Source organism: Methylophilus sp. 5 (assembly GCF_000515275.1).
In the GTDB taxonomy this organism is placed as follows: Bacteria; Pseudomonadota; Gammaproteobacteria; order Burkholderiales; family Methylophilaceae; genus Methylophilus.
The window spans coordinates 279,869-298,492 of the sequence record NZ_KI911560.1 but is presented as its reverse complement, the minus strand read 5'-3'; the positions used below and the strand labels follow the sequence as shown (position 1 = coordinate 298,492).

Annotated in this window: 15 protein-coding genes; 11 read left to right on the top strand and 4 right to left on the bottom strand. The window is 51.1% G+C overall.

From position 1 onward, the window contains the following. Positions 1–209 precede the first annotated feature (209 nt). The 5 genes from METH5_RS14675 to METH5_RS0101290 all read left to right on the top strand — a co-directional run bounded on the left by METH5_RS14675 (position 210) and on the right by METH5_RS0101290 (position 5,536). Positions 210–722, top strand: a complete 513-nt coding sequence (locus tag METH5_RS14675) for an RNA polymerase sigma factor (protein WP_088177778.1) — start codon at positions 210–212, stop codon at positions 720–722. Continuing rightward, on the top strand, positions 704–1,564 hold the full coding sequence (locus METH5_RS0101305) for a FecR family protein (protein ID WP_232410892.1): 861 nt from the start codon (positions 704–706) through the stop codon (positions 1,562–1,564). The genes METH5_RS14675 and METH5_RS0101305 overlap by 19 nt, the downstream gene beginning before the upstream one ends. A 44-nt stretch (positions 1,565–1,608) precedes the next feature. Further along, positions 1,609–2,109: a sigma-70 family RNA polymerase sigma factor gene (locus METH5_RS0101300; protein WP_029146796.1), complete on the top strand. Its 501-nt coding sequence runs from the start codon at positions 1,609–1,611 to the stop codon at positions 2,107–2,109. Beyond that, the gene (locus tag METH5_RS0101295; RefSeq protein WP_232410891.1) at positions 2,094–3,059 is read left to right on the top strand and encodes a FecR domain-containing protein; all 966 of its coding nucleotides are present in this window, start codon (positions 2,094–2,096) and stop codon (positions 3,057–3,059) included. Before METH5_RS0101300 ends, METH5_RS0101295 begins: the two co-directional genes overlap by 16 nt. A gap of 104 nt (positions 3,060–3,163) precedes the next feature. Then, complete coding sequence (locus METH5_RS0101290) at positions 3,164–5,536, top strand: TonB-dependent receptor (RefSeq protein WP_232410890.1); 2,373 nt, start codon at positions 3,164–3,166, stop codon at positions 5,534–5,536. A gap of 107 nt (positions 5,537–5,643) precedes the next feature. On the opposite strand, the gene METH5_RS0101285 is transcribed toward METH5_RS0101290, so the two are convergent. The 3 genes from METH5_RS0101285 to METH5_RS0101275 form a co-directional block, all read right to left on the bottom strand. Continuing rightward, a complete protein-coding gene (locus METH5_RS0101285) occupies positions 5,644–8,058 on the bottom strand; it encodes a TonB-dependent receptor (RefSeq protein ID WP_029146793.1) in 2,415 nt (804 codons plus the stop codon). Between the two features lie 91 nt (positions 8,059–8,149). Beyond that, a complete protein-coding gene (locus METH5_RS0101280) occupies positions 8,150–9,118 on the bottom strand; it encodes a FecR domain-containing protein (RefSeq protein ID WP_029146792.1) in 969 nt (322 codons plus the stop codon). A 4-nt stretch (positions 9,119–9,122) separates the two neighbouring features. Further along, entirely contained in the window at positions 9,123–9,629 is a 507-nt protein-coding gene (locus METH5_RS0101275; protein WP_029146791.1) for a sigma-70 family RNA polymerase sigma factor, read from the bottom strand. Between the two features lie 211 nt (positions 9,630–9,840). On the opposite strand from METH5_RS0101275, the gene METH5_RS0101265 reads away from it, so the two are divergent. Further along, positions 9,841–12,162, top strand: coding sequence for a TonB-dependent siderophore receptor (locus tag METH5_RS0101265; RefSeq protein WP_029146790.1), 2,322 nt, complete (start codon positions 9,841–9,843; stop codon positions 12,160–12,162). A 24-nt stretch (positions 12,163–12,186) separates the two neighbouring features. On the opposite strand, the gene METH5_RS0101260 is transcribed toward METH5_RS0101265, so the two are convergent. Continuing rightward, a complete protein-coding gene (locus METH5_RS0101260) occupies positions 12,187–12,813 on the bottom strand; it encodes a pyridoxamine 5'-phosphate oxidase family protein (RefSeq protein ID WP_029146789.1) in 627 nt (208 codons plus the stop codon). Positions 12,814–12,924: 111 nt separating this feature from the next. Between METH5_RS0101260 and METH5_RS14670 the strand changes: the two genes are divergently transcribed. The 5 genes from METH5_RS14670 (at position 12,925) to METH5_RS0101235 (ending at position 18,567) form a co-directional block, all read left to right on the top strand. After that, positions 12,925–13,452: a sigma-70 family RNA polymerase sigma factor gene (locus METH5_RS14670; protein ID WP_029146788.1), complete on the top strand. Its 528-nt coding sequence runs from the start codon at positions 12,925–12,927 to the stop codon at positions 13,450–13,452. Continuing rightward, positions 13,436–14,428 carry a FecR family protein gene (locus METH5_RS0101250; RefSeq protein WP_029146787.1) on the top strand — a complete coding sequence of 331 codons (993 nt, stop codon included), beginning with the start codon at positions 13,436–13,438 and terminating at the stop codon, positions 14,426–14,428. The genes METH5_RS14670 and METH5_RS0101250 overlap by 17 nt, the downstream gene beginning before the upstream one ends. Positions 14,429–14,510: 82 nt before the next feature. Then, a complete protein-coding gene (locus METH5_RS0101245; RefSeq protein ID WP_029146786.1) occupies positions 14,511–16,910 on the top strand; it encodes a TonB-dependent receptor in 2,400 nt (799 codons plus the stop codon). A gap of 170 nt (positions 16,911–17,080) precedes the next feature. After that, positions 17,081–17,590 (top strand): sigma-70 family RNA polymerase sigma factor, encoded by a 510-nt coding sequence (locus tag METH5_RS0101240; protein WP_029146785.1) that lies wholly within the window; start codon positions 17,081–17,083, stop codon positions 17,588–17,590. Then, positions 17,587–18,567, top strand: coding sequence for a FecR domain-containing protein (locus METH5_RS0101235; RefSeq protein WP_029146784.1), 981 nt, complete (start codon positions 17,587–17,589; stop codon positions 18,565–18,567). The genes METH5_RS0101240 and METH5_RS0101235 overlap by 4 nt, the downstream gene beginning before the upstream one ends. Positions 18,568–18,624 lie beyond the last annotated feature (57 nt).

Below are 18,624 nucleotides of genomic sequence, written 5' to 3'. Positions count from 1 at the left end.
CGCAGTGAGCAGAGGGCTTGATACCCGTTTCACTGTATTGTCAGTGAGCAAATTTAACCGCCATGCCTGCCATGGCGGTTTTTTTATGCCTGAGTAAGTAAAGATAGGTGAGATCATGACTTGACAATCAATTGATAATGATTTTCATTTGCGAAAAAAATCAGAGCCAGCTAAGATATTGGCTATTAAGCATATATTAGCTGGCAACTGTGTTACTCACCCCTGAAAACTCCTCACTCGTTGTGACCTTGGTCTATCACTATGACCATTTGGTCAATTACGTGCGGCATCATTTTGGTGATCGGCATTTTGCGCAAGATGTGGTGCACGATGTGTGTGTCGAGTTGATAGAGCGGCCACCGCAACAGGTGGTGCATACGCCGTTGGCATTTTTACAGCACTTGCTCAAGCATAGAGCCATTGACAAATGCCGTAGCCAGCAGGTGCAGCAGCGCCATATTGCCGATATGCAAGCCATAGCGACCACCTCTAGTACGCATGATGGTGCGCATATTTTGCATTTTAAGCAGAGGCTGGCCGCGTTGATTACGATGATTGAGCAATTGCCCGCCCGTCAGCGCCAGGTGTTTTTATTGCACCGCTTGCATCAGATGCCACAGCAGGAAATTGCAGATGAATTGGGGATTTCACGCAATATGGTGACGCAGCACTTTGGCAAAGCCATGGCGGCTATTCAGCGCGCATGGGAGGTGTCACTGTGATGCTGGAGCAAAACCACATGCCTGCTGTATTGCCGAAAGCGCCAGAGGACTCGTTGTCGCCATATAGTGATGCCTTGCTGGCGCATTTTCCGGCCAAAGAAGATATTTTACGTGAGGCCAGGCAGCAAACACAGCAGCAGCGTCAATTTAAAAAAACACTGATCACCACCAGCATGTGCTTGCTGCTGACAGTGGGCTGGCTGGACCCCATGGTTTCAACCGAGACACTGCACACCGCGATTGGGCAGCAGGCGACCGTGCAATTAAAAGATGGCAGCCAGGTGATATTGAATACCAATAGCGTGCTAGTTGCCGAGCAGCATGTGCGTTCGCGCCAGCTTTATTTGCAGCAGGGCGAAGCCTTGTTCACGGTTAAGCATGGCTGGCAGCCGTTTACCGTTTACGCTAACCAGGCTGAGATCAGGGATATTGGCACCGTGTTTAATGTGCGCCATACCCAGCCTGGCGCGGTGGTGACCGTGGTTGAGGGCAGTGTAGAAGTGTATACCGCACAGCAAACGCGACTACTCACCAAGGGTATGTCTGTGAATACGCAAGCAGGCCAGATGAGCGACCATTGTTGCAACGCCCACAACGCAGCCACGGCCTGGCAACAGGGGCGGTTGATGTTTGATGCCACACCGCTGGCCGAGGTGGTGGCCGAGGTGCAGCGCTACCATGTTGGCCAGATTGACATTGCTGATCCGCGCATCGCGCAATATCGCCTGTCTGGTGAATACGACATCAAAGGCATTGATGCCTTGCTTGATGTATTGCCCGAGATTCTGCCCGTGCACGTAGACCGGCGGCCCGACCAGTCGGTTGTGATCAGGCATCGTTAAACAATGATGAGCCTCTTTTTTGTGTTGGCCGGAAAGCGCGTGCTATGGCTTTGCTAAATACGCGCTGGCAACAATTACAAGAAGTCTACTACCAGCATCATGACTGGTTGCAAGGCTGGTTACGCAAAAAAACAGGTAACAGCTGGGATGCGGCAGATATTGCGCATGACACGTTTTTGCGCGTGATGCATAAAGACAAGCTGGCGCAGTTGGCGGCGGAGCCCAGGGCTTTGCTGGTGCATATTGCCAAAGGGCTGGTGATCGATCACTGGCGCCACCAGCAAGTCGTGCGTGCTTATTATGAAACGATGGCGCAACTGCCAGCAGACTTGTGCCCATCGGTAGAAGAGCAGCATTTGATTTTAGAGTCGCTACAGCAAATTGATCGGCTATTGCAAAACATGCCTGCGCAAACCCGCGCTATTTTTTTGTTGGCGCAATTAGATGGCTTGACCTATCAACACATTGCCGACCAGCTTGGCCTGTCATTAATTACCGTTAAGCGTCATATGCGTAAGGCGTATCTGGCGTGCTTGAGCTTATGATCTCGTCCGGCACTCAGCCCGCACTGGAGCAAGCAGTAGACTGGCTGCTCAAACTGCAATCCGAGCAACCAACGGCGGCCACGCTAGAGGCGTTTGAACACTGGGTGGCTAGCCATCCGCAGCATGCAGCGGCCTGGTCACGCCTGACCCACATACAGCACACCTTTGCACAAGTGCCACACAAACACTTTGCTAAGCAGGTGCTCACAAGCATAGATCCGGCATCGCGTCGCAATGCCCTCAAAAAACTGGGCACACTGGGTATATTAGTGCCCGCTGCCTGGCTGGGTTATCGCACCTTGCCATTTTCGCGCTGGCGTGCGGAATACCAGACGGCTGTCGGTGAGCAAAAACACCTGCAATTGGGCGATGGCACACGGCTGGTCTTGAATACAGATTCAGCAGTCGATGTGCAATACCACGCCCAACGCCAGATTATGTTGCGCCAGGGGGAAATCTGGCTGGAAACCGGGCATCAGGATCAGCGCCCATTAGTCGTAACAACGCCACACGGGCAGCTGGTGCCATTGGGTACGCGCTTTAATGTCCGGTTGAGTGCAGAGCGCACCACGCTGGCCGTCACTGAGGGGGCTGTCCGTATTGACCTCCGCAATGGCCGAAGTGCAGTGGTGCAAGCCGGGCAGCAACGTTCATTTGCTCAAGATGCCTTTGAGCAAACACGGTTGGCTGAACAACGTGTGGGCACTTGGCAACAAGGCATGTTGCTGGCACAAGACATGCCGTTAGACCATTTACTCAAAGAGTTGGCGCGGTATCGCCGTGGTGTGATCCGTTGCCATCCTGATTTAAAGCAAATAACGGTGTCGGGTGCGTTTCCGTTAACCGATACCGATGCCGCGCTGGATTTGCTGCAAAAAACCTTACCGGTGCAAGTGATTGCGCCAAGCCGTTATTGGATCATGGTTGAACCTGCATCTGCCGCAGGATAAAAAATGTTGTTTACCCTGATACTTTTTTAGCATTCGTCCGGTGTACATGATGAAGGCCGTTTCAAGGCCATTTCATTATTGATACTTAAGAAAGTGCTCAGGCAATGACCTCTTCCGTTTTTAAACTTACTCCGTTGCAGAGCGCATTGCGTGTTGCTTTGTGCGGCTTTATCTTGGCGGCCAGCCCGTCGCTGGTGATGGCGGATAGCCCCAAAGCCATCGCCGAGAAACAGCGTTATCAACTCGCCCCAGGCCCCTTGGGCCATGTGCTGGCAGAGTTTGCTGCCTTGACTGGCACACGCCTGTCGTTTGACCCCGCACTGGTTGCCAACTTGAAAAGTGACGGCCTGCAAGGGTATTACAGCGTCAATGAGGGGTTCGACACCTTGCTCAAGGGCAGTGATTTTGCGCTTGATGATAAAGGTGGTCAGCAGTATTCGTTAAAGAAGGTCGCGAAAGTCAGCAGCTATGCTGCACCTACGACCAGCGCTCATGAGTCGGTGGATACCTTGCCAGAAGTGACAGTGCAGGGTGAAAAAATCACGCGTAAACTCAGTGAAACCTACTCCAGCGTGGCTGTCGCTACCGCCCAGGATATTCGTACGCATGGTGATCAGTCGCTATCTGACATCATGGCGCGTACGCCTGGGGTGTATACGCAATCGCGTAACGAAACCTGGGGCATTCGTGGTGTGCCGGTGACCGGTTTTGATGACCAGGGGCCGTTGTCATTAAACAATGCGGTGTCGGTATTTGTCGATGGCGCTTTGCAAACCAGCAGTATGGTGACCATGAGCCCGCTCTCGACCTGGGATATGAAACAGGTTGAGGTTTACCGCGGTGCGCAATCTACCGTGCAAGGCCGTAATGCATTGGCGGGTGCCGTGATTATGCAAACCAATGATCCTGAGTTTAAAAATACGCTGACCTTGCAAGGCAACCTTGGTAACTATTACCAGCAGGGTGGGGCGCTTGCAGCCAATGCGGTGTTAGTACCAGATGTGTTGGCAGGCCGCTTTGCATTGAATGTGCAAAATGAAGATGGTTATATCAGCAACAGTTTTTTGGGTAACAATGCTGACCCGCGCCGCTCTATCAATGCGCGTGGCAAATTGCTGTTCTTGGTTGGTGAAAAAACAGAAGCTTTGCTGACGTTATCGCACACCGACTACCACGCGGGCAGCAATGGCGTGACGCAACTCAATAACCAGCCGCAATATTATCGGCTAAACCAGAACACAGATGCTTTTGATGCCGTACAGCAAAATGAGGCGACGCTGAAACTGACCTATCAGCTAAGCCAGCCCTGGTTGCTGACCAGCATCACCTCGGGCACCAATGCCAGTTATCAAAGCCTGCTGGACTTTGACCAACGCAGCAATGCGAGCCAGGAGGCTGATCGCCATCACCAAACACGGTTATTCAGCCAGGAGTTCAGGGCCACCTACCAGGGCGAAACGATTAAAGCGCATGCAGGCGTTTACTATGGCTACTCCCGTGTTAAATTTAATGATGGCTTGCGTATTGTGGGGTTAGGCGATGTGTTACAGGCCAATGGCCGAAGCCAGATACGCAACAATGCTATCTTTGGTGAAATTAACTGGGACCTGGACCAGCATTGGCAAGCCATTGCCGGTTTACGCTATGACCGTGAGAAAAATGAAGCCAAAGTAGATTACCCGCTGGATAGTCTTGGATTCTCGCCAGTCGACCAGGCCAATGAGCAGAAGAGCTTCGGCGCATTGCTGCCAAAAGCGGGCGTCAACTATATCTGGTCACCCACACAACGCACCGGCTTTGTTGTGCAACGTGGCTATCGTGGCGGTGGCGTTAATATGCGTGTCCCGTCAGATCATCGCCCCTATGACGCAGAGTTCACGACGACTTATGAGTTTTCTTATCGTGGCAGTTGGCCTGAGTATGGCCTGAAAACGTTTGCCAACCTGTATTACACCGACTGGAAAAACCAGCAGGTGCGCCAATACGATGCCCCGACCGACAGCCTGTATGTCTCTAACGCGGCCAGAAGCCGCATGCGCGGGTTAGAAGTATCGACAGAGTATGTGATTAACAGTGAATGGCAGATGATTGCCGGTGCTGCCTACAACCATACCGAGTACCTGGACTTTATTAACAGTGATGGCCTCAATATGCGTGGCAAGCAGTTTACGATGGCGCCGAGAACAAAAGTGAATCTGGGTGTGAATTATCACTTGGGTAATCAGTGGTTGTTCAATGTGGATACGGTTTACCAGGACAGTAGCCCCTCTGTGTATCTGCTCACAGAAACCAGACGTAACGACAGCGTGGTGCTGGTGAATGCCAATGCCTCTTACCGTTTGAACCCGCGCACGACGCTTAATGCCTTTGTGCGTAACCTGTTTGATCGCGAATATATCACCAACAATAGCACCGGCAATGTGCTGGATGTTGGTGCACCACGTTTGTTTGGGGTGGCACTTAAGCTAGAGATTTAATAGGCGCTTATACTGCCAAGGTAACCATGACTTTCTGCTATAAAGGGATGGTTGTAAAAAAGCCCGTCAGTGAATATTGACGGGCTTTTTCTTAAGGATGACCAAAGTTAAAACTGCAGGTTTGCCGAGAAAGCAACACTGCGTGGAGTACCAACGTAATATGCATTTAACCAGTAATTTTTATCAAACATATTGTTGATATTCAAACGTAATGTCAGTGGGTGATTAGACAGCATGGTTTTATAACGTGCGCCAATATCGGCAGTCACCACTGATGGCAAGCTGTCTGTATTAGCGTCATTTGCCTGTTGCTTGCCGGTGTATTGCACGCCCCCGGTCAGAGTTAGCCCAGCCAGGGCGCCGGAAAGATCGTACTCGGTATAGATTTTTGCATGCTGCTCGGCAACATTCATTGGCAGGTTGCCGTCGAATTCCGATTTGCGCACTTTTGCATCCAGTAAGGTCAGCCCACCCACTACGGTTAAGCGCTCCGTTGCCCGGCCGGTGGCGCTGAACTCTATACCTTTGTGGTTTTGGCGGCCATTTTGCGTGTAGATATTGTCGCTATTGGTATATTCATTGGCTTTTTCGATTTCGAACAGGGCCGAAGTCAGCAGTATGTTGCCCACGGTGGCTTTTGCGCCTATCTCTTTCTGTTTCGTTATCATTGGAGGCATGATCTGATTGGGATTGGCAGCACTACTGTCAGCACGCCCACCCATTTCCAATCCTTCGATATAGCTAGCGTAGGTGGTCAACCATGGCATGGGTTTAAATATGAGCGAGGCTGAGGGTGAATTACGGCTTTTGTTGTAATCGGCTTGGCTTTTGGCCCCAGACTGTGTGAAGCTCTGGCTGAGTATGTTGCTGCGGTTGACACCAAGCAACGCGGACCATTGTTCATTCAGTGTGATGGCGTCGCCGATCAGGTAGTTTTCATTCAGGTCATAACCGGCATAGTAGGTCGCGCTGCCGCCGTTAAAAGCGGGCTCTGCTACATAAGTGGGGCTGTTGAGGGAATAAGGTCCTAACCAGCCACTATTGCTGTTAGCAGGCGTCTGGTAGAACTTGTCTGAGTACATGTAATAGCCCACTGTCAGCTTGTGCTGCGCAGAGCCGGTATCAAAGCGGATATCAGCCATGGCTTGTGCGGCATCGTAAGTGTCCTTGGTTCTACCGGAAAAGGTGCGTATTTGGTTGTATGCTGTGTTCGAAATTACATTGTTCAAGGTGTGAATGACCAATGGACGGTCAACATAATCGCGCATATAAGCGCCGCGCAGGGTGATATTGTCGTTGAGCTGGTAAGTCAGTTTGCCCATCAGCTTGGTATTTTCAAACTCATCGCGCGCCCAGGGTTGTGACCACAGCTTGCTGGCGTCGGGGGCTTTGCCATGTTTGACATCGTAAAACCAGTAGGCAGACGTCCCCTGTGTTTTGTAGTCGTTGTAGCTGGCGTTGAGCTCAAGCAGTAATTGATCGGTTAACTGCCAGTCGATGGCACCGCTCACCAATACACGGTCTATTTTCTGGTGGTCGATAGCGGTATTGCCATCCTGCCTGACAACATTCAGGCGATAGCCTGCGCGGCCTTCATCATCAATGCGACCACCAAAGTCGCCGTGTACGTAATACTGGTCGCCGCCATAGTTACCTAGCGTGACGCTATTTAGTCGTTCAAGAGTAGGGCGCTTGTAAACGAAATTAACCATACCGCCCGGGGTGGCTGCACCATATAAAAAGCCAGATGGTCCGTTCATAATTTCTACACGTTCCTTGTCCTCGGTGACCGCCGCGTGGTTATATGGGCGGCGCAGGCCATCTTCTGCCGTGTTGTAGGCAGTAAAGCCACGTATATTGGTGGCCGGTGACCAACTGGTAATTTGAGGCGTTGTCGTACGCGCAAACGGGTTGACCTTGTAAATATCGTCCGGTGATTGAGCCTGGATGTTCTGAATCAACTCTCTTGGAACGACGCTCATTGAAAATGGCGTATCTTGCAGTTTCATGGCGCCCAGTGCGCCGACAGATGAAATAGTTTTGACGCGATATCCTTGTGCTGCTGTCCCTTCATTTTGTAAGGCGCTGGATGCGGGTTGGTCTTTTTTGTCGACCACCATGACTTCAGGCAAGGTGTCTATGTCTTTGGATTCACTGCGCGTGGCGCTCGGGGAGGGTGCCGTGACTTTAAGCAGGGAGTACTGATTGGGGGCGTTTTTCTTGGCTGCCAGTCCGCTGCCGGTCAGCAGGATGTCAAATGCCTGTTCAACAGAGTAACGACCATGCAAGAGGCTAGACTGTTTGCCCGCGGTTTGTTCTGGCGTAAAAGTCAGAATCAGGCCTGCTTCACCAGCCAGTGTTTGTAGCGCGGTTGTGAGCTCTCCAGCCGGAATATGGTAGGTTCTGATGGCTTGCATGGTGCTTGCCGCTTCTTCTGCCCAGACCGTGCTAGCCAGACTGCCCTGAAAGGCCAATAGCAGGGCCAACTGTAATGTTTTGTGTGTGTAAGACGGGTGACTCATTGGGATTCCTGATGATTGAATTGATGAATGACATCAGGGAGGTCACGCGAGCATGAAGATCGGGCAGTGTTTTCTATTAATTTTTTTGTGATTAAGGCATGTTGCCGGTTTGCGCTGCGGTCATGCCGACCCAATAGCGTGTGCGATAGACGATATTAACGGGCAGCGAGTTGGGGATGGCATCAAGTGCCTGCGTGGTATTGCTTAATGGAAATACGCCGGAGATTCTAAAGTCGGCCACGGTGCTATCACAGTGAATAAAGCCCGGGCGGTAGCGTGCCAGTTCTTGGGTTAAATCTGCCAGGCGCATATTATTTGCAAATAGCAGGCCCTTGCGCCATGCGCCTGCATTCGCCGATGCGGGCGTGGCCGGTTCAGTATGGTGGCTGGAGAAGGTGGTATGCATGCCTGCTTGCAAAGTCACCGCCTGACTATGGTGAGGCATGATTTTTACTGCGCCCTGCAATACAGCCACTGCAATGCTGTTTTCAAGGTGCCTGACATTAAACTGGGTGCCTATGGGTTCAATGTTGCCGTGGTTTGTGGCTAGCTGAAATACTCTGCGCTCACCAGGCAAATGGCCGGTAGTGACCATGATTTCACCGTAACGTAAAGTCACCGTGCGTGCGGTGTGTGTCAGATTGACATCAATCGCACTGTTGGTGTTAAGCACAATCTGCGTGCCGTCTGCCAATGCCAACGTTTTAAGCTCGCCGGTGTCGGTGCTGTAGTCAGCAACCTGCCGTTGCCATGTTTCTGTTTTGCTGGCCAGCAACCCGCTACCCGTTGCCATGCTCAGCCATGCCAGTGTTTTGAGTGTTGAGCGTCTCGCAGGCGAGGGCAGGCTTGATAGTGTTTGATAGGCGGCATGGCTATTTAACTGGTGCAGCGACGTGCGCATTTGATGGATATGCTGCCATGCCCGCTCATGCTCAGGGTGTGCCTGCCGCCATTGGTGCAGGCGCTCGGCATCCTGCGGGCTGAATGCCGTGTCCATACTGAGTGTGAACCAGCCTGCGGCCGCCTTGGCAATTTTGGGCGAGAAATGGGAGGTAAGCATGGGCTTAGTCAGGCACGAAAAAAAAGCATTGTTGATTGGCGCGGCTCAGGTATTGCTTGACTGAGCTGGTGGATACTTTCAGCACTTTAGCAATCTCTGCATACGACAGCTCTTCCAGGTGCGCGAGTAAAAATGCCTGTTTGACTCGGGTGGGCAGGCCACTGAGTGCACGGTCTATGTGTTGTAGCAGCTCTAGTGCCAAGGCATGTTCTTCTGGGGAGGGGGCATGGCTTTCAGGTAAGTGCGACAGTGCGTCCAGGTAGGCTTCCTCAATTAGCCGCCGCCGGTAGTGGTTGGCGACCAGTCGTCTGGCAATCGTAGCCAAAAATGCGCGTGGCTCGCGGATAACCGATACCTGGTTGGCATTCATAATGCTCAGAAAGGTGTCTTGTGCTAAATCGGCTGCCTGCTCTCTGCCCTTGACCTTATGCCGCAACCAGCCAAGCAACCAGCCGTGGTGGTCGCTATAAAGATGGTGCAGTAACTCGTGAGATGCCGATGGTACAGACATACAATTCTTTTTGATAATGACAATTATTCTCAATTATATGTCAGGATTGCGGGTTGTAACAGTGCCCGGAGTGTGAGATCAATCAACCATTCAGCCGCATTGAGCAGGCAAGCCATGCTGCATGTGTAAAATAAATTTAAGGACCTCAACATGGTCGTCGGTTCAAACGACATGCCAGTGTTAGCAATCAATTCATACATTGGAAAGTCCTATGTCCCATATGCGTAAACCAACCTTACTTGCCCTGCTTCTGGCTAACCTTGTTTTCACCGCCCAGGCGGTTGAGCTCAATATCCCCGCCCAGTCGCTGGATAAAGCCCTTAATGCCCTGGCGCATCAGACGGGTGAGCGTATTGTTTTTTCGACCACTATGACCAACCAGAAAACATCTGCTTTGCTCAAGGGGGATTACACCACGCGCCAAGCACTGGAAAAACTGTTGCTTGGCAGTGGCTTGCAGGTCAAAGATACCGCGGCAGGCGGCTATACGATTATTGAGCTGCCACGTGCACCAGAGAGCAAAAATGAGCCGCAGTTGTTGCCCGAGGTGAAAGTATCTTCCAGCAAGGTGAGCGAGACAGCGGTCGGGCCAGTAAAAGGCTATGTGGCCAAACGTAGTGCAACGGGCAGTAAAACAGATACACCAATTACCGAGGTGCCGCAGTCAATTTCAGTGGTGACTCGTGATGAAATGGATGCGCGTAATGTGCAGACACTCACCGATACCGTGGCTTACACCTCAGGTGTGCGCGTTGGCGCATTTGGGTTTGATCCGCGTTTTGATTCATTCAGTATTCGCGGGTTTGATTCGACTTACACCAGCATTTATCGCGATGGCTTACGCCAGCTGGGAAGCAACATGACGCTTTATAAGGAAGAGCCTTATTCTGCTGAGCGTATTGATATTATCAAAGGCCCAAGCTCGGTACTTTATGGCCAGGCAGAACCGAGCGGATTAGTGAATATTGTGAGCAAGCGGCCACAATTTGAGTCTAAACATCAGGCGGATGTTCAACTAGGTAATTATGACCGCCAGCAAGTACGTTTTGATACAACGGGTGCGCTGGATAATGATGGTACCCTGGCTTACCGCTTAACCGGTTTGTATCGGGACAGTGATAGCCCACTGAAAGGCGCGCACGATGACAGAACTTATATCGCACCTGCGCTGACCTGGCAGCCGAACGATAAAACGACATTGACGATTCTGACGCATTATCTGAAAAATACGACGGTTGGTAATGCGGCTTACTATAACGATGCTGATGGGCATGTATTGAGAAATACGCCTACAGGTGACCCGGCATTTCAGAACTTCACACAAGAGCAATATCAGGTTGGATACATGTTCGAGCATTTGCTGAACGAGCATTGGACCTTGCGGCAAAATGTACGTACCGGTCGGGTAACCGCGGATATTAAGTACACTGATTTTGATTCAGTGACTGGTAATGTTGCCAGCCGATATACACAGAGAATGATAGAGCACCTGCAAACCTATGCGATTGATAACCAGGCGCAGTGGCAAGGTCATACCGGTAGTGTGAATCATACCGTGTTGTTTGGATTGGATTGGACCAAGTCGATTAATAACGGTAAGACTGGTTTGGGTACTGCACCAGATTTGGACCTGACCACGCTTAATTACGGTACTCAGCCTATCGCTAGTCCAGTATTGGATACGCCATATCAATATCGTATGAATCAGGTGGGTGTTTATGCGCAGGACCAAATGAAATGGCAGCAATGGATATTAACTGTTGGTGGACGTCAGGATTGGGCTGAAACTGCTCAGGAAACAACGGATGAAACCGATGATGACAGCGTTAAGAAGTTCACCGGTCGCATTGGCTTAGGCTATCAAATGGGCAATGGTCTGACGCCGTATGTCAGCTATGCAACCTCATTTGTGCCGCTGTTAGGACGCAATGCTTCGGGTGGCTTCTTAAGTCCAACGACTGGCAGGCAAATTGAAGCAGGTCTCAAGTTTCAGCCAGAAGATATGAAGCTGATGGTCACTGCATCTGTGTTCCAAATCAATAAGCAGAATGTAGTCGTGGCATCTGGACCAGCGGCTCAGCGTCAAGTAGGCGGTGTACGCGCACGCGGGTTTGAAGTTGAGGCTAAAACCAGCCTGGATTCTGGCGTAAATCTGACTGCAGCATATACATACCTGATATCGCGATTCACGGGGCAGGGAGATGATAATTACGATAACTTGCAATCCGGCCAGCCGAAAAACAACCTGTCTTTGTGGACAGACTATACCGTGCCATCGGGCATGTTGCATGGTTTAGGGTTGGGGGCCGGTGTTCGCCGGATTGGCAGTAGCTATGGGGATGATGCCAATACGTATACCAATCAGAGTGCAACCATCTTTGATATGACGACACACTACCAAATCGACCCGCATTGGCGCCTTGCAGTCAATGCTACGAATCTGTCGGATAACCGCTATGCGGTTTGTACGCAGGGTTATTGCTATCTGTCGCAGCCACGGACAGTCATCGGCACACTGAGCTACACTTGGTAGGCTGCCATGGCTAGCCAGCAGGGGTTAATACAGATTCTTTTTGGCATCCTGCGCGAGTGCCAGGTCAATCAACGTGGCCGGAACCAGTAATTTGTATTGATCCCTGGCAATTTGGCCCAGGGATGGAAAGTTTTTTTTAGTCAGTTGTTTTTCAGGATTCCACAACGCTGACCGACGCAAGGCTTTGGAGCAGTGCATATACACTTCTTTGACTTCGACCACGATGACTGCGCGTGGTCGTTTGCCTTCATACACAAAATGCTGCATGAGATGCTCATCCACTGTGATCGAAGCAATCCCGTTTAATCGCAACATTTCATCAATGCCAGGCAGAAAAAACAGCATGCCGATGCCGGGGGTGTTGATCAGGTTCACCAGCGTATCCAGACGGTTATTGCCCGGGCGATCAGGAAACGCAATGTGCGTTTCATCCAGCACATGTACGAACCCTGGCTCGCCACCGCGAGGCGAAACATCTCCAAGCCCTTCCTGCCCTTGCGTACTGATGCAGCAAAAAGGCGAAAGCGAAATAAAGTGTTTGCTGTGTTTGTCTAGCGTAGGCAATGCCTTATCGCGAATGGCTGTTGCTGGCTCATCATAAATTTGACGAAGTGCGGCAACTGAAGTGATGGGGGAATATGAAATTGTCATATATTTGCCTGCATGAGAGGCGTTTTCAATACGATTGATAGCCTATGATATAAACCTATTTTACATGATAGAATAAGAATCATTATCATTTAAATGTAGAGACACCTCAGAATGTCAGCAAACGAGCTTGCATTACAACAGGCGGTTAAACATATTTATACTCACCACCATCAATGGTTGCGGCATTGGTTGCGACGTAAACTGGGTTGTGGTGAGCTCGCATCTGACATGGTGCAAGACACGTTCTGTCGCCTGCTATCGCTCTCGCGTGCTGAGCTTGAGGCGCTGCAAATCCCGCGTGCCTATTTGACAACAATCGCAACACGTTTAATGATCGACCGGTCGCGTCGCCAGAAAATAGAACAGGCTTACTTAGAAATATTGGCACTGACACATGCGGACAACTACGCAGTGTCGCCTGAGCAGCATTTGGAGGTGATTGAAACATTAACCCTGATTGCTGGCATATTAGAAAGTATGCCAGAGAAGCCCCGTCAGGCGTTTATGCTGAGTCGTCTCGAAAACCTGACCTATCTCGAAATCAGCCAGATGCTTGGTGTTTCTGTCAGTATGGTTAAGCAATATATTGCCAGAGCCATGGTGCATTGCCATCATATTATCCATGGTGAGAATGTATAGCGCGATGCAATCGGCCACTACTTCTCCTTATGCGGACATTATTGTGCAGGCTGCCGAGTGGCATACACAGCTGCAGGCGGATGATGTCAGTGATTTAGACCGGGATGGATTTGCGCAGTGGATGGCAGCAGATGCACGCCATGCCACGGCATACATGCAAATGCAAAAGCTTTGGGCGCAGTTTGATGAGGTACAGGAAGCGCCAGCCAAGCATGCCTTGCAGGCCGTACTCAAACCTGCACGACGCAAGCGCGTCAAAGCGGCTACAACGGCGTTCTGTTTACTGGGTGTGATGCTGCTTGTCGCGATGGGCGCTCATACGTTACCAGTGCGTGTCCTGCTCGCGGACTATCATACCGGCATTGGTGAGCAACGCACATTAGAACTGGCTGATCATAGCCGGGTGACACTGGATACGCATACGGCAGTGAATATCCACTTTAATGCCGGGCAGCGTCATATTGAATTGTTGCAAGGGAATATATTGTTGCAGGTGGCCAAAGATAAGCAACGCCCATTCATTGTAGAAACGGCTGAAGGCACAGCACGTGCCCTGGGTACAGAATTTACTGTCCGCCGCCAGCGCAAGGTCACACAAGTGATGGTGATTGAGTCGCGCGTAGAGGCATGTTCGGTGCAACCCCGCACGTGCGTGACGCTTTCTCCAAGTGAGTCGACCCACTTGCAACCCGGTATGACACCACGTACAACGCTGGTTGATCCTCAGGCCGAAGCTGCCTGGACCCACTTCAAACTGGTGGCTGATCATATGCCATTGCCACAGCTACTGAACGAATTACAACGCTATTATGCTGGGCACCTTTCTTTTAACGAGAGTGCCCTTGAGGGTATTTATGTGTCTGGCGTATTTGCATTGGATAACACGACGCAGACGCTTGGTATGCTGGCCCGTACCACTCCGGTGACCATCACACCGTATACACCTTGGTTGACCGTGGTTCAGCCTGAGAAATAAAAAATATTGAGATTTCACTGTCTCTCCCCGTGTGTTGGGCGTCATTGATTGAAAGACAACACATAAGGGAAGAGTTATTTCAATGCCGTTCTATCATTTAAAACAAAAACCGCTGGCCATTGCCATGCATTTGCTACTGGCGATGTCAGCCGCCACCGTGATCACGGTCCCGTTATCTGCGCATGCTGAGGCTGCCAGCCAGGCTGAGAGTGAGCAGCCTTACAATATTCCTGGTGGATTGCTGACCAACGTACTGAATAGTTTTGCCCAGACGGCAGGGGTGGTGATCTCATTCGACCCTGCGCTCACTGCAGGCAAAACCAGCCAGGGTTTAAAGGGCAGTTACACACTTAAGCATGGCTTTGATAGCCTGTTAGCCCCGGCCGGTTTGCAAGCGATATTGGGGATAGATGGTGGATATACACTCAAAAAGCTGCCGGTCGCTAGCCTATCATCTCAGATAGATGAACTGCCTGAAGTCGTGGTCAAACAAAAAAGGGAAAGAGCCGCTACGACTGAATATACCGGTGCTTACACCTCGAATGTCGTCACCATCGGTAAAGGGGAGCAGCGCTTACGCGACATCCCGCAATCTATCTCTATTGTGACACGGCAGCGTATCGAGGATCAGAACCTGACAACGGTTGCTGAAGCGATGCAACAAACCACAGGCATCACCGTGGTGAGCTATGGCAGTAATACTGCCGGTATTTCGATGCGTGGTTATGGCTTGGATACAATTCAAATTGATGGCATTCCGGTACAAGATAGCCAGGGGGCATGGGGGACGAGTTCGCAAGATCTCACTACTTATGACCGTATTGAGGTTTTACGAGGTGCGGCTGCTTTGTTGCAAGGGACTGGCGAACCAGGCGGCACAGTTAACCTGGTCAGAAAACGTGCCATGGCAGATGTGATGGTGAAAACACGCATGCAAGCAGGCTCTTGGGATAATTACCGTGGCGAGCTGGATGTGACAGGGGCCCTAGATAGCGAAGGCAAGGTACGCGGCCGTTTGGTGGCGATGTATCAGGACAAGCATTCATTCGTTGATGCTGATTATATGCGCAAGCCACTGCTGTACGGTACCCTTGAGGTTGACCTTGCTCCCCAAACAACCTTGTCCGTCGGCGCCACTATTACCAGTATGGACTCGCGGCCAACCTTTGGTTTGCCTACTTATGCGAATGGTCAGGTTGCAGATATTCGCCGGTCGACCTTTATTGGCTCGGGCTGGGATAATAAACACGAAAACAGCAACCAGTATTTTGTTGAACTCGAGCACCATCTAGCGCAAGGCGGTGAGTTCAAGTTGCGCGCAAGTGCCATTGACCGTAAATATGGCCTGGAAAGCAGTGCGTTTGGTGATTCGTATATTGATGCCGCAGGCAATTTTGACCGCATTTTGCTGGGTAGCAAAGGTAAAACCAGCGACTATGGGCTGGATGCTTATTTAAGCCAGCCGATTGAGTTTTTGCAAAAGCAGCACCACTTGCTGGTGGGATTTAATACCCGCGTATTTAATTCCAGCACGGCTTATGCACAGGTATATGGTGCGACGCAAAATATTTTCACCCCGACGCATGCCATTGCCAAGCCTGATTTTATATATGACCCCGCTGACGTTTATCAAACACGACAAAGCGGCTTGTATGCTCAAACCCGCTTGCAAGTGCTTGAAAACACCAGGCTGATTTTAGGCGGGCGCCTGAGTAACTGGAAAACAGAAGTCAAAGGGAATCCCGATGGCAGTGGTAGCTTCACTCACCAATTCACACCATATGCCGGGTTGGTGTTCGACTTGAATGAGTCATACGCCTTGTATGGCAGCTATAGCGATATCTTCCAGCCACAGCAATACAGTTTGAGTGCAACGAATAAAATGCTCAAACCACGCACCGGCAAGCAATATGAGGTGGGTGTTAAAGGTGAGCTACAAGGCGGCAGACTCAATATGCATGCAGCCTTGTTTCGTATTGATGATGAAAACCGCGCCATGACCGATCCGGCAAATCCACTCTACTCAATCTCTGCAGGTGAAGTGCGTAGCCAGGGGGCCGAGGCTGAAATTAGTGGGCGCTTGAATGACCAATGGGAATTGATTGCAGGGTATGCGTATACCGATACCAAATATCTGAAAGCAGATGCGGGTTTGCAGGGCTTGGTGTTTGCAACCTCTACGCCTAAACACAGCTTCAAGCTGTGGAACAAATACCGGATTTCTGAGGCATGGACGTTAGGTGGTGGACTGGATATGAGCAGCGGGGTCTATGCCTCTGATGGCACCAATAAGTGGGAACAAGGTAGTTACACACTCGCCTCTGCGCAAGTAGGCTACCGTATCAACCCGCAATGGGATCTCAGCCTGACGGGCAATAATCTGTTCGATAAAAAATACTACTCCCGTCTGGAAGGGTGGTCACGCCAAACCTATTTTGGTGAGCCACGCAATGTGATGATGACCTTGCGCGGCAGTTTTTAACGCAGCCTCTGTCATTGCCTAACCCCCATGATGCTGGCCTCAGTGATGAGTGCCGGCAGCATGGCAATCTATTCAGCTGTAGCACCTAATGTTTCTATCTATTTCGCATCTGATGCTCATGGTACAATGAGAATCATTATCAATTGTAATTGTTGAGCGATATAGTGAGTATGTCAGCAAGCGAGTTAGCATTGCAGCAATCGGTTGAGCGCCTTTACACAACCCACCACCACTGGTTAAAAAACTGGTTGAGACGTCAATTGATTTGCAGTGACAGCGCTGCTGACCTGGCACACGACACGTTTATTCGTGTGATTGCCGCGCGTAATGCCAGCCAGATAGTGGAGCCGCGTGTCTATCTCGCGACCGTGGCACGGCGTGTCATGGTGGATTATTTTAGGCGCAGCACCTTGGAGCGTGCTTATCTGGAGGCACTGTCCGCGATGCCGGAAGCCGTACAGATTTCTGTTGAAGAGCGCACCATGGTGATTGAAACATTGTGCGAGATTGATGCCATGCTGGATGCGCTAGGCGCTAAAACGCGACAGGTCTTTTTGTTGTCTCAGCTGGATGGGTTGACCTACCCTGAGATTGCCGTACAAATGAATCTTTCCGTCAGTTCTATTAAAAAATACATGGCACGTGCCATTGAGCATTGCCTGTTGTTTTCTCTGGTATGACAGCGTCAACGCCAGATCCAAAAACAGCCAGGCGCGTGATTCGCGAGGCCGCGCTCTGGTATAGCCAACTTTGCTCAGGGCAAGCCTCTGCCGAGGATACACAGGCCTGGCAGCATTGGAAAGCGCAAGGCTGGGAGCAACAGTGGGCCTGGTCGCGCGTAGAGCTATTACAGCAACAAATACACACCACCCCGGCGCAGATGACGCAGCAGGTATTGCTTGCCGGGCATGACGCCATGCAAGCAAAACGTCGCGCCATACTCAAAGGGCTGGGCGTGTTTACGCTGTCGGCACCGGTTGCCTGGGTTGGCTGGCGCATGCAGCCTTGGCAGCCTATATTGGCCGATTACAGTACTGCCACCGGTGAGCGGCGCGAATGGCGGCTGGCCGATGGCACGCGCCTGGTGCTGAATACCGACAGTGTGGTGAATGTTATTTTTGATGACCATGTGCGCCTGGTGCAACTCATTCGCGGTGAGGTTTATATTGAAACCGGTCATCAGGATACGCATCAGCGACCATTTATTGTCCATACTGCTCAAGCCAGTTTGCGTGCGTTAGGGACGCAATTTGTTGTCAGGCAGCAAGTTGCATCAACCTGGCTGGGTGTTTTGCAGCATGCCGTAGAGGTCACACCGACTGCGGGGCAGCCGCGGTTTCAAGTCAAGGCTGGGCAGCAAATGACGCTGAGTGTGCAAGGCGGCAGTGCGTTATCTGCGTTGACCGGGCAGGAGGCCAGCTGGGTGCGCGGTATGCTAGTTATTACCGATTGGCGGCTGGATGCGTTGGTCGCGGAGTTGAACCGTTACCGCCCCGGTGTTTTGCGCTGCGATCCACAACTGGCTGATCAGCGTATTTCAGGCGCCTTTCCGCTAGATAATACCGATATTGCCCTGGAGGCCATTCAAACAGCTCTGCCACAAGTGCGTGTGGAGTATTTCACGCGTTACTGGGTCAGTTTGCGGCTTGCTACATAACTATTTCGAAAAAAACGTCAAAAAACGCTGTTTGCATTGTCCCTTTTTAAATTTCGT

What these genes read in the sequence shown, in the direction of transcription:
- METH5_RS0101260 (WP_029146789.1), bottom strand. Translation starts at nt 12,813, where the DNA reads ATGACAATTTCATATTCCCCCATCACTTCAGTTGCCGCACTTCGTCAA.
- METH5_RS0101250 (WP_029146787.1), top strand. Translation starts at nt 13,436, where the DNA reads ATGGTGAGAATGTATAGCGCGATGCAATCGGCCACTACTTCTCCTTAT.
- METH5_RS0101280 (WP_029146792.1), bottom strand. Translation starts at nt 9,118, where the DNA reads ATGCTTACCTCCCATTTCTCGCCCAAAATTGCCAAGGCGGCCGCAGGC.
- METH5_RS0101290 (WP_232410890.1), top strand. Translation starts at nt 3,164, where the DNA reads ATGACCTCTTCCGTTTTTAAACTTACTCCGTTGCAGAGCGCATTGCGT.
- METH5_RS0101265 (WP_029146790.1), top strand. Translation starts at nt 9,841, where the DNA reads ATGTCCCATATGCGTAAACCAACCTTACTTGCCCTGCTTCTGGCTAAC.
- METH5_RS0101305 (WP_232410892.1), top strand. Translation starts at nt 704, where the DNA reads ATGGGAGGTGTCACTGTGATGCTGGAGCAAAACCACATGCCTGCTGTA.
- METH5_RS14670 (WP_029146788.1), top strand. Translation starts at nt 12,925, where the DNA reads ATGTCAGCAAACGAGCTTGCATTACAACAGGCGGTTAAACATATTTAT.
- METH5_RS0101285 (WP_029146793.1), bottom strand. Translation starts at nt 8,058, where the DNA reads ATGAGTCACCCGTCTTACACACACAAAACATTACAGTTGGCCCTGCTA.
- METH5_RS0101300 (WP_029146796.1), top strand. Translation starts at nt 1,609, where the DNA reads ATGGCTTTGCTAAATACGCGCTGGCAACAATTACAAGAAGTCTACTAC.
- METH5_RS0101235 (WP_029146784.1), top strand. Translation starts at nt 17,587, where the DNA reads ATGACAGCGTCAACGCCAGATCCAAAAACAGCCAGGCGCGTGATTCGC.
- METH5_RS0101240 (WP_029146785.1), top strand. Translation starts at nt 17,081, where the DNA reads ATGTCAGCAAGCGAGTTAGCATTGCAGCAATCGGTTGAGCGCCTTTAC.
- METH5_RS0101275 (WP_029146791.1), bottom strand. Translation starts at nt 9,629, where the DNA reads ATGTCTGTACCATCGGCATCTCACGAGTTACTGCACCATCTTTATAGC.
- METH5_RS0101245 (WP_029146786.1), top strand. Translation starts at nt 14,511, where the DNA reads ATGCCGTTCTATCATTTAAAACAAAAACCGCTGGCCATTGCCATGCAT.